This is a genomic window from SAR202 cluster bacterium (genome assembly GCA_009392515.1).
In the GTDB taxonomy this organism is placed as follows: Bacteria; Chloroflexota; Dehalococcoidia; order Lucifugimonadales; family UBA6952; genus UBA6952.
Window position 1 is genome coordinate 16659 of sequence record VFGE01000046.1, and the last position, 11315, is coordinate 27973.

At 35.1% G+C, this 11315-nt stretch carries 10 protein-coding genes; 9 read left to right on the forward strand and 1 reads right to left on the reverse strand.

Going from position 1 to position 11315, the window contains the following annotated elements:
- The first annotated feature begins 44 nt into the window (after positions 1–44).
- The 3 genes from FI695_06735 (at position 45) to FI695_06745 (ending at position 3994) form a co-directional block, all read left to right on the forward strand.
- Positions 45–1628 carry a 4-coumarate--CoA ligase family protein gene (locus FI695_06735; protein MQG51656.1) on the forward strand — a complete coding sequence of 528 codons (1584 nt, stop codon included), beginning with the start codon at positions 45–47 and terminating at the stop codon, positions 1626–1628.
- 18 nt (positions 1629–1646) lie between these two features.
- Entirely contained in the window at positions 1647–2735 is a 1089-nt protein-coding gene (locus FI695_06740) for an aryl sulfotransferase (protein ID MQG51657.1), read from the forward strand.
- Between the two features lie 125 nt (positions 2736–2860).
- Entirely contained in the window at positions 2861–3994 is a 1134-nt protein-coding gene (locus FI695_06745; protein ID MQG51658.1) for a pyridoxal-phosphate dependent enzyme, read from the forward strand.
- A gap of 5 nt (positions 3995–3999) precedes the next feature.
- Here the strand turns inward: FI695_06745 and FI695_06750 are convergent, their stop codons facing one another.
- The gene (locus FI695_06750) at positions 4000–5445 is read right to left on the reverse strand and encodes an alkaline phosphatase family protein (GenBank protein ID MQG51659.1); all 1446 of its coding nucleotides are present in this window, start codon (positions 5443–5445) and stop codon (positions 4000–4002) included.
- A 110-nt stretch (positions 5446–5555) separates the two neighbouring features.
- Here FI695_06750 and FI695_06755 point away from each other — a divergent pair, with 110 nt between their 5' ends.
- The 6 genes from FI695_06755 to FI695_06780 all read left to right on the forward strand — a co-directional run.
- Positions 5556–5744 (forward strand): hypothetical protein, encoded by a 189-nt coding sequence (locus FI695_06755; GenBank protein ID MQG51660.1) that lies wholly within the window; start codon positions 5556–5558, stop codon positions 5742–5744.
- Positions 5745–5748: 4 nt separating this feature from the next.
- Positions 5749–7179 carry an amidase gene (locus FI695_06760; protein ID MQG51661.1) on the forward strand — a complete coding sequence of 477 codons (1431 nt, stop codon included), beginning with the start codon at positions 5749–5751 and terminating at the stop codon, positions 7177–7179.
- A 1-nt stretch (position 7180) separates the two neighbouring features.
- Positions 7181–8815 (forward strand): NAD(P)/FAD-dependent oxidoreductase, encoded by a 1635-nt coding sequence (locus tag FI695_06765; protein MQG51662.1) that lies wholly within the window; start codon positions 7181–7183, stop codon positions 8813–8815.
- A gap of 21 nt (positions 8816–8836) precedes the next feature.
- A complete protein-coding gene (locus FI695_06770) occupies positions 8837–9199 on the forward strand; it encodes a hypothetical protein (protein ID MQG51663.1) in 363 nt (120 codons plus the stop codon).
- Between the two features lie 11 nt (positions 9200–9210).
- Positions 9211–10479 (forward strand): MFS transporter, encoded by a 1269-nt coding sequence (locus FI695_06775; protein MQG51664.1) that lies wholly within the window; start codon positions 9211–9213, stop codon positions 10477–10479.
- Positions 10480–10539: 60 nt separating this feature from the next.
- On the forward strand, positions 10540–11315 hold a 776-nt coding region (locus FI695_06780; protein ID MQG51665.1), incomplete at its 3' end, for a PD-(D/E)XK nuclease family protein.

Sequence of the window (11315 nt, forward strand, 5' to 3'; positions counted from 1 at the left end):
AGATGTGGTATGATCTTTTTATTAGAATATAGGAGGTATATTAAATGGGAATATATAGGGATTCTCTACAACCATACCAGCCAGAAGGGCTTTTCAATATACTAACCAAAACTGCTCAAAAAATGCCCAATAAGGTAGCAATAGTTGATATCGACAGGTCATATACTTATTCGGAATTTGAAAACTACGTTAATCAATTCGCTAACACCTTACTGCAAATGGGAGTAACCAAAGGAGATCGCGTGGGTATACTATCTCCAAATTGTGCTGAATTCGAAATATCGTTCTTTGGTATTATAAAAAGTGGTGCTACAGTTACAACAATTAATTCTGGCTACAGAGAACTTGAAATCGCTCATCAACTAAATAATGCAGAAGCGACAATAGTTATTGTTCATGAAGAACTTACAGAACTTTTAGAATCCGCAAGAAGTGAAATACCTTCTATAAAAACTATTATTCCAATAACAAAAAATCGTTCTACCGAAAATTCATTTTGGGATTTAATTTCAAAAAATTCTAATGAAGCTCCAAATATTTCTATAGATCCATATAATGATCTCGCTGCGCTACCATACTCAAGTGGTACAACAGGACTAACTAAAGGTGTAATGCTAACTCATGCTAATCTTCATAGTAATGTCAGACAATTGATAGAAAGACCAAAGGAAGGATCTGCTGTCGATGAGAAAGATGTTGTCTTAGTGCATCTCCCTCTTTTTCATATTTATGGAATGAATGTTTTAATGTCAGGAACAATTGCTGTAGGTGGAACTCAGGTACTTATGGGGCGATTTGATATGGACTTATTCTTAGATATTATCGATAAACATAAAGTTACTTTTCTTTATACTGTTCCACCAATTGCTGTTGCTTTAAGTCAATACCCTTCAGTCAAGAACTTCAATATTAGTTCATTGCGAGCAGGGTTTATTGGAGCTGCCCCATTGTCCGGAGAATTACAATCACGATTATCTGAATTATTGCAGTTCCCAATAGCTCAAGGATACGGCTTGACGGAATCATCTCCAATTACAAATGTTGATTTTATTGAATCAGATCTTATCAGACCAGGTTCAATTGGTCCTGCTGTTTCAGATACTGAAGAAAAAGTAGTAGATGTTGATGATGAAAATATAGAAATGCCTTCGGGTGAAGTAGGGGAACTCTTGATTCGAGGTCCTCAAATAATGCAAGGATACTATAATAATCCAACAGCTACAGCTGAAACAATAACTAGCGACGGTTGGCTCAAAACCGGAGATATAGTAAAAATGGATAAAGATGGATATGTCTGGATATTGGATCGTAAAAAGGAATTGATCAAATATAAAGGCTTCCAGGTACCTCCAGCTGAGCTCGAGGGTATATTATTAGAGCATGATGCAGTTTCTGACGTTGCTGTCATTGGAAAATTAGATATGGAAGCTGGTGAAATCCCCAAAGCATTTGTCGTAACCAAACAAGGGCATGAAGTGAGTGAAGATGTCTTAATGGAATTTGTTGCCCAGAAAGTAGCAACCTTTAAGAGAATTCGAGAAATAGAGTTTATAGATACTATACCTAAAAACCCCTCAGGGAAATTACTACGAAGAGTATTAAAAGATCAGGAAAGATCAAATTCATAAAACAAGGAGAAGTTTGTTATGGGTTGGTCAATGCATCATAAAACAGGTCTGATTTATGAAGATAAAAGTAAATACTTTGACGGCTATACATTAATAACTGGAACAGGGGGAGGGCTATCTTCTGACTCTCTAGCAGTCCTAATTGATATGGAAGGTAATGTCATTCATTCTTGGCATTCTCAAAGAGGAATACGTTATGGACATCTTCTTGATAATGGGAACATGCTTTGTAGATTAAGACATCCTGAATATCTTGCGGGACATATCAGGCCAATGGGAGGATCGGGTAGAGGAATCATTGAAATAGACCCAAAAAGTAATGTTGTATGGGAATACTACAATGATTATTACCACCACGATCATTACAGATTAGAAGACGGCACAACAGCTGTTCTCACATGGGAAGAAGTAAGTGACGAAGTTAGATCAAAAATCAAAGGGGGAATAACACCTGATGATTATCCAGATCAATTATTTGGAGACTGTATAGAAATTATTGATAAGAGTGGGAATGTTTTATATAAATGGAATAGTTGGGAACATTTGGATTTTAACGAAGATGTAATATGCCCATTAGAAACCCGAAGGGAATGGACTCACGGAAATGCTATTGGGTATGGAGGCGAAGGGAAATTTCTTGTTAGCTACAGAAATATCAGTATGATAGCATTATTAGATATTAAAACTGGTGAGTTTGATTGGAAATGGGGAAATACCATATTATCACACCAACACAGCCCCTCTTTATTACAAAACGGAAATATATTGGTCTTTGATAATGGTTGCCATAGACAAGGGTTGCCGTTTTCCAAAATTATTGAGATTAATCCGAATACTAATGAAATTGAATGGGAATATACTGGAGACCCATTCATTAGTTTTTTTAGTTCCAATATTAGTAGTTGCGAGCGGCTTGCAAATGGTAACACCTTAATTACAGAAGGTGCGCCCGGAAGAATATTTGAAATCACTTATGACAAAGAAATAGTATGGGAATATATAAATCCTTTTGAGGTAAATGGAGAGGCTCCTATACCTAAAAATGCTATTTTTCGATCCCACAGGTATGACAAAAATCATCCAGCAATCAAAAAAATCTTAGGATAAATATGTTTAGAAAATCAAAATATCTCTTAATAGCTATTCCACCTTTATTACTGTATTATGGGGCAAAATATTTATTAAATGGAGACTTGATTGGTATAATTTTCGATTTTATAGGGTAGGGTAGTATGAGTAAGAAAATAGAATACTTTTGTACTGGGTGTGGTAAATACTTCGATGAAATATCAGATTCTTTTGTATGTCCTTCTTGTGGATCTACAGTAAGGGTTTCATTCAAACAACTCCATAATCCAGCTCCAAAAGATATTGTTTTTGAAGATTTTCTCAACATTACAAACCCTTTAGAAAATCCATCTACTCAAATATCTATGGGAGAAGGGAATACTCCATTTATTGAACTACCGTTTATTAGTGAACATCTCCAAATAAGACGTTTAACTGCGAAATTAGAATACCAAAATCCTACCGGATCATTTAAGGATAGAGGATCTTCAATGCTAGTTTCATATTTGAAAGAAAAGGGTCATACGAGCATTATTGAAGATTCCTCAGGTAATGCAGGAGCTTCTATTGCTGCGTATGCAGCAAAAGCAGGGATACATTCAATTGTTTTTGTCCCGTCTACTACTTCAAGAATCAAAACAAGACAATTAGAGTTATATGGAGCTGAAGTCAGACTTACTGACGGTCCTCGTGATAATTCAGCAATTGCTGCAGTAGAAGAATCTAAAAAAGGAAACTCCTTTTATGCATCCCATAATTTAAACCCTTTCTTTATGGAAGGTACCAAAAGTTTCGCTCATGAAATCTATAAATACTTTAATAATGAATTACCAGATCAATTATTACTTCCGGTAGGGAATGGGTCGTTTTTTATTGGTATATGGAAAGGGTTTGAAGAACTTGCGTGGGCATACCCAAATACATTTAAAAAGCCACTTCTAAATTCTGTACAATCAACAACAATTCAACCGATAACTTCTTCGATAAATAATTCATCATGGATACCTGATACCTCTAAAGCTACAGTGGCTAGTGGTATAGCAGTATTTAATCCTCCCAGAAAACATGAGATTGAACAAATAACCTCAGTAAATCAAGGACAATCTGTCGCTATAGAAGATAGTGAAATGGAAAGATGGCAACAAATCTTGGGTTCAAAAGAAGGAATATATTGTGAAGTAACTTCTGCTTCACCATTTGCAGCTCTAGAGTATCTAGTCAAAAATAATATGGTAGATAGAGATCAACATTTCTTAATTCCAATTACTGGATCAGGATTAAAAGATCCTATTAATTAGATCTGCTAATTAGTCCTTTCAGCATAATCTATATATTTCGTATCACCAACAGAAGATATTACGAGTTTTTGGCTATATCCTGTTTGTGAATTTTCACTAACATGTTCTGTAGTAGAAACCTTTACTTCATCAGGATTGATATCATTAATCAATGCTTCTTTAATTGGCCTGCCATCAAATGAAGTTTCTGTATTTATACCTAAAATATGTAAAATAGTTGGCGTTAGATCTATATTTCCTGTAGGTGTTGAGCATGTAATCCCTTTTTTAAAACTAGGGCCAAATGCACCTAAGACATTATTCATTTCATGTTTACTTATTGATCCATGTGTTCCAAGATCAACATCTCCCCCAGTACTGTAAATCATTCCAGGATAACCAGCTTTGTTTTTCTCTGAATTCCAATGAAATGACATCGCTATATCCGGACAACGAGGCCCTTCAATTCCTATCAAATCCGTTGATAATACCCCTTCAAACTCTCCAACCTTAGAAGAAGAGAATAATGGACCACACCATTCAAACTCCATTAAGGTATTAATTAATTTCTGAGTAATCTCTCTATCAGAATTTTTAACATAAAATAATGCACTACCTCCATTAGGAGCTATAAGAACTGAATCATCTTCTTCATTTTGCAATAAACCAGCTGTTATTAATTCTTTACGTACATCAATAACTTCTTGAATTGTCGAATACCCGTGATCAGAAATAACTATTATATCTGCATCCTTTGACTTATCATTATTTCGTACACGCTCGACTAGTTCTCCAAAATGTTGATCAGCAAAACGAATTGCAGCTGTTCCTATTTCATTGCCAACTCCATCAGCATGATGTGATTTATCTGGATCTGAAAACCAAATCAATCCTACTATAGGATCAATTTCTGGTATAAAATATTCAGTCATCATGTCGACACATCGTTTTAATCTTTTCTCATTTGGAACAACTTCAGGTGCCCACTCGCCAAATTTTGATATTAATGTTTTTTCTAAATCATATGGTAGGGTGAATTCTGGGTTAACAACTGCACCACCATTCTTATGAGCATTAGGATTTTGTAAAAATGAATTTCCAGTAGTACCGGCTCCTACAGCAATAAATTTTTCACCTGCTTCTGATAAAATATCTCCTATATTTTTTACATAAAGAACATCTCCAAGTTTTGCTCTTATTTGTTCGAGTACAGGTTGAAGTACCGAGAACACTGAATTAGGATCGTAATCTCGCATTACAACCATATTTGCAGCAATTCCATGCGATCCTGGAGTCCTACCAGTAAACATTGAGGTCGAATTAATTCTTGTTACTGACGGATACACTGCATGGTGGTTTGAGAAAGTAACTCCATCATGCAAATATCCATATAAGTTTGGCATTAAATCTTTATTGATTTGACTTGGCTGTAATCCATCAAATGATACTACTAAAACTTTCATTGTAATCATCCTTTTTAATTTCAGATAAATTAAGAGAAATTAAATGTATTATATATGTTTATTTTGATTAAATTTATATTAATATACGTAATTATCATAACAAAAAGGAGTAAAAAGCTATGACTAATGATAAAGTCGTAAATAATAGCTACGAATTACTGAAGTCAAAGTATTCTGATTCTTTTGATAACAATGCAAAAAAAGATATAGAAGATATTATTTCCCAGTTATATGAAATTTCAGAAACTCTCAAGAAATATAAACTTGATCATGACATTCAACCATTTAATGCTAAACCCTTAGAGTAATACTATGGAATCAAACACTTTTCTATACAAATCAATTAGAGATCTATCTAAACGAATTCAGAAAAAAGAAGTAAAACCCTCAGAAATTGGGAAATATTTTTTCAATCGTATATCTTCACTAGGCCCAGAACTGAATTCAGTTGTTAGTCTGCTACCTGAATTAGCTGAAAAGTCATGGGCTTCTGCAGATAAACAAAATGAAATCAAAACAATACTTCACGGAATACCTTATGGAATTAAAGATTTGATCTCTGTCAGTTACAAAGATACAGGACTATCAAATATAGATTCTCCGCCAACAACTTGGGGTGCAAAACCTTTGGCCAATCAGAAGTTTGAAGGTACTGCAACGATTGTTAAACGTCTAAATAGGGATAAAGCTATACCATTAGCTAAATTAGCAATGGTAGAACTTGCAGGAGGTCTGGGTTATAAACAACCAAATGCTTCTCTAACAGGACCTGGATTGAATCCATGGGACACTTCAAGATGGACTGGTGGATCATCTAGTGGGTCTGGTGCTGCAGTTGCTGCAGGATTAGTTCCTTTTGCATTAGGAACTGAAACATGGGGATCAATATTAACTCCGGCAGTCTATTGTGGTATTACTGGTCTGCGTCCAACTCTCGGTCTTGTAAGTAGGAATGGCGCTATGGCTTTAAGTTGGACTCTGGATAAAATCGGCCCCATGTGCCTCACTGCAGATGACTGTGGAATAGTGTTAAATTCTATTTCTGGATATGACCCAAAAGATTCATCTTCTTCAAGAAAAAGATTTTCCTACGATCCGGAATTTAAAATAAATAACAAACCTAAATTAGCTATTATTAAAGGAATATTAGAAACTTGTGATAAAGATGTTAAGGATAACTTCAATGCATCTGTAAAAATATTATCTAAATTTACTGAAATAGAAGAAATAGATCTCCCGGAATATCCGTATGAAATAGTTACAAGAATTATATTATTCTCAGAATCGACAAGTGCCATGGAAGACTTTATCGATGATGATCTGGCACAATCATTAACTGCACCTGAAGATAGGTTTAGTATCTTTCCTCGAACATTGATTAGTGCTAAAGATTACATTAAAGCTCTCAGAATGAGAAAAGTGATTGTAGGTATAGTTTCAAATATATATAAACAATATGACGCAATTATCGCACCTACAAAACCATCAACTGCGCCACCATCTGAAGGCGAATTCAGAGGATCTGTACGTTCTGGATACGACCCAATGGGTAGTATCGGAAACCTTACTGGATTACCAGCAATATCTGTCCCTAATGGATTCGGAATACAAGATAATTTACCAACAGGTTTCCAAATAATGGGGCAGCCTTTTTCTGAAAACTTATTAATAAGTATTGCCAAAGAGTACCAAAACGTAACAAAATGGCATTTAGAACATCCAAAAAAATATAGCGGAGGCTAAAATGACTACAAGTAATAGTACTGTAGAAAAGTTAGAAAAAGCTACACAAAACACCTACGATGCATTGATTGTGGGTGCTGGTTTTGCTGGGATGTATATGTTGTATAAATTAAGAAACCTAGGATTCACTGCAAAAGTAATTGAAGCAGGCGACGGTGTTGGAGGAACATGGTACTGGAACAGATATCCTGGTGCCAGATGTGATGTATGGAGTATGGAATACTCCTATCAATTTTCAGAAGAACTTCAACAAGAATGGGTATGGAGTCAAAAATATGCTCCACAACCAGAAATACTTAAATATGCAAATCATGTTGCGGACAGATTTGATCTCAGAAAAGATATCATCTTCAATACAAAAGTACTATCCGCAAAATATATAGAAGAAACAAAAACCTGGATAATAAAAACCGACGATAATCAGATCTTTAATTCTCAATTTTGCATTATGGCAACTGGTTGTCTTTCAACTCCCAACAAACCTAAATTCAAAGGTATTGATGATTTCAAAGGCCCTTGGTACCACACCGGACAATGGCCTCATGAAGGTGTTGATTTTACAGGTAAACGAGTTGGCATAATTGGAACTGGTTCTTCTGCTATCCAATCCATACCTGTCATTGCTGAACAGGCAAAACAACTATTTGTTTTTCAACGAACCGCAAATTATACAATACCAGCTCATAACAGAGATCTTGACCTAGATTTTATAAATGAAATTAAAAGTGATTATCAGGGACTTAGAGAGCGAGCTAAACTCAATAGGGGAGGTACAGCTGCACTGAGATTAAATGAAGTTAATGCAATCGATGTTAGTGAAGAAGATCGAATAAGACAATATCAAAAACGATGGGAAGAGGGTGGAGTTCCTTTTATGGGTTCATTTCAGGATCTGCTCCTGAATCCAGATTCCAACAAAACTGCTGCTGACTTTGTTAAATCTAAAATTGATGAAATCGTAGACGATCCAAAAATTGCAGAATTACTGAAGCCTAAAAACATCATTGGTTGTAAACGATTATGTGTTGACACTAATTATTACCAAACATTTAATCAGTCTCATGTAAAACTAATTGATGTGAGTGAAACAAAAATTGATTCAATTACTGAAAAAGGGATAAAAGTTGGAAAAGAAGAATATGAAGTTGATGCAATAGTATTTGCTACTGGATTTGATGCCATGACTGGAGCATTAAAAAATATTGATATCATTGGGACTAATAACCAAACCCTGAATAATAAATGGGAAGATGGCCCAAGAATGTATTTAGGATTATTAGCAAAAGGTTTCCCTAATCTTTTTACTATAACAGGACCAGGAAGCCCATCAGTTTTGAGCAATATGTTACCTTCGATTGAACAACATGTTGACTGGATAAGCGAATGTATTCAATATCTTAATGATAATGAGTTCACTCAAATAGAACCTACTATGGAAGCTGAAGAAGAATGGATTTCTCATGTGAATGAAGTTGCTGGAAAATCTCTGAGATCAACATGTGACTCCTGGTATGTAGGAGCAAATATTGCTGGCAAACCACGTGTATTTATGCCATATATTGGCGGTGTGCCTGCTTATAGAGAAAAGTGTGAAGAAATCGTATCTAACGGATACGAAGGTTTTAATCTTACTTAAACAGAAATAAATGGAGGAGTAATGGGAACATCTCGAATGTACACAGATAGTAACGGAGATACCAATTGGCAATCAATTGAGATCAATGATCATAAGGAATGGACTGATGGGTTTAATGCAAAAGATATAAAATTTGGCTATCGTCCGGCAAATGTAGAACAGGACTGGCATCCTGCTCCTCAAAGACAATTTGTAATCATATTATCCGGACAATTACAAATAACCTATCCTGATGGTACAAAAAGAGTTTTCGGAGAGGGAGAAGCAAGATTAATGGAAAATATCACTGGGAAAGGTCATAAAACTATGGCAATTGGTGATAAAGATTGTCTTACAGCTACTATAGTACTTGAAGATCAAAATGCTCCAATAGGTCTAATTTAATAAACATTTGAATGTTTAAACCTTTTGCAAATAGCTTTTATGGATGGAAAATTCTTAGTGGAGCTGTCGTTTGTCAGTTTGTTTCAATAAGTATTGGACAAATGGTAGCTGGAATTTTCCTTGATTCTATAACAAAAGAGCTTGATATCGCTGTATGGCAATTTTCAGCAACATTAGCAACTGCTAGTGTTGCTGGCGCATTCATCGTACTAACTATTGGGCCTTTAATTGATCGTCTAGGTTTAAGAAAAGTCATGCTTACGGGTATGATATTTTGCAGTCTGGGTCTATTTGGGCTTTCTCAATTATCAACCTTTATTCATTTTTTTATTTTTCAAATCATTACCAGTTCAGTTGGATGGATGTTATTTGGACCAGCGGTAGTAAATTCTGCAATAATAAAATGGTTCGTAGTAAGAAGGGGATTTGCCCTAGCTATAGGTTCTGTAGGTGTACCTTTAGCAGCGATTATCTCACCTATAATAATAACACCCATTGTAGACAACTACGGATTCAGAACCGGGTATATGGTACTAGCAATTGCTGTATTAATTATTATCACGCCTATTGCCTTAATGATGATACGTCAACCAGAAGATATCGGATTACTGCCTGACGGGATACCTTCAAACCAAGGATCTGATAACAATCTTTCAAAAATAGCCCTAGATAATCAACAAACATATACGCGTTCACAAGCTATAAAAACTTCTAGTTTCTGGCTTTTAGCTATTGGGTACGGACTAAACGCTGCGGCCTTAACCACTATTTCTCTTTATGCTATACCTTTTGCAACTGATATTGGATATACAAGGTCACTGGGAGCAATTGCTTTAAGCGTTAGCGGAATAGGAAATCTCAGCTCCAAAGTATTATGGGGATGGGGGTTACAAAGATTTGATGCAAGAAGGCTTGCAGGACTTGCATTATCCACCTCTGCAACAGGAGTTTTGTTAATGATTTTATCTAATAGTACACAAGAACAAATTTTTCTTCTCATAGGATTTTTCCTGTATGGATTTGGATTTGGTGCCACTATACCTGTAAGTGAATTTCTATGGTCGAGATATTTTGGAAGAAGGTATATAGCTTCAATACAAAGTGTCGGAAGACCAGTCACTGCAATACTGGCAATTATTGGCCCAATTGGGGCTGGAGTACTATATGACATATCATCTTCATATATAGTTGCGTTTTTCTTAGTTGCATGTGTCTATTTGTTGGGAGCATTATCTATCAATATCTCAAATAACCCTCCCAAATTACAAAATAATGCATAACGTATAATCTAAATATAAATTATTATATGAAAATATTAACTTTAAATTTACGAGGTTATTATGGCTAGTCTAAAAAGAAATAGTAAAGGTGAAATAGTATATGCAAGTGGACTTAGAGTAAAACAATCTACCTTTTATAAACCTAATCAATCTGAACTTTTCAAAATCAGCCGTAGTAAACTAAATGATTTTTTATCCTGTCCTAAATGCTTTTACTTAGATAGGGTGGTTGGCCTTGTTTCTCCTAGTATGCCTGGCTGGACTCTTAACACACTTGTTGACACTTTATTAAAAAAAGAATTCGATGAATGTAGAGAACTACAAATACCTCATAGAATATTTGAAAAATACGGACTATCACATTTAGTCCCTTTTAAGCATCCAGAGTTAAATCACTGGAGAAATGCTTTAACAGGAGGCGTTGAAACCCACATTCCAAATACTAATATAATTTTACACGGCGGAGTGGATGATATCTGGCAAGATACAACTAATGGGAACCTTATAGTCCTAGATTATAAATCACAGTCAAATAATTATCCGATCACACCAGAATCATATTTGTCAGGAATTTATCACCAGGCGTATAAAATGCAATTAGATGTTTATGGGTACCTCTTAGAAAAAAATGGATTTCCTGTTGCTCCAATCGGATACTTTTATGTATGTAACGCAAAAAGTGAAGTGGCTGGATTTTCTGGAATTATGGAATTTGAAGAAATATTAATTCCATACACTCTCGATTACTCTTGGGTTGAACCACAAATATTTAATATGTTAAATACCTTAAATTCAAAAACAATCCCTGAAGAAACTTTTGGCTGTGAAAATTGTGC

Bases quoted from the DNA above. Each gene is read 5' to 3' on its own strand.
- FI695_06735 (MQG51656.1), top strand. From the start codon at position 45: ATGGGAATATATAGGGATTCTCTACAACCATACCAGCCAGAAGGGCTT.
- FI695_06740 (MQG51657.1), top strand. From the start codon at position 1,647: ATGGGTTGGTCAATGCATCATAAAACAGGTCTGATTTATGAAGATAAA.
- FI695_06745 (MQG51658.1), top strand. From the start codon at position 2,861: ATGAGTAAGAAAATAGAATACTTTTGTACTGGGTGTGGTAAATACTTC.
- FI695_06750 (MQG51659.1), bottom strand. From the start codon at position 5,445: ATGATTACAATGAAAGTTTTAGTAGTATCATTTGATGGATTACAGCCA.
- FI695_06755 (MQG51660.1), top strand. From the start codon at position 5,556: ATGACTAATGATAAAGTCGTAAATAATAGCTACGAATTACTGAAGTCA.
- FI695_06760 (MQG51661.1), top strand. From the start codon at position 5,749: ATGGAATCAAACACTTTTCTATACAAATCAATTAGAGATCTATCTAAA.
- FI695_06765 (MQG51662.1), top strand. From the start codon at position 7,181: ATGACTACAAGTAATAGTACTGTAGAAAAGTTAGAAAAAGCTACACAA.
- FI695_06770 (MQG51663.1), top strand. From the start codon at position 8,837: ATGGGAACATCTCGAATGTACACAGATAGTAACGGAGATACCAATTGG.
- FI695_06775 (MQG51664.1), top strand. From the start codon at position 9,211: ATGTTTAAACCTTTTGCAAATAGCTTTTATGGATGGAAAATTCTTAGT.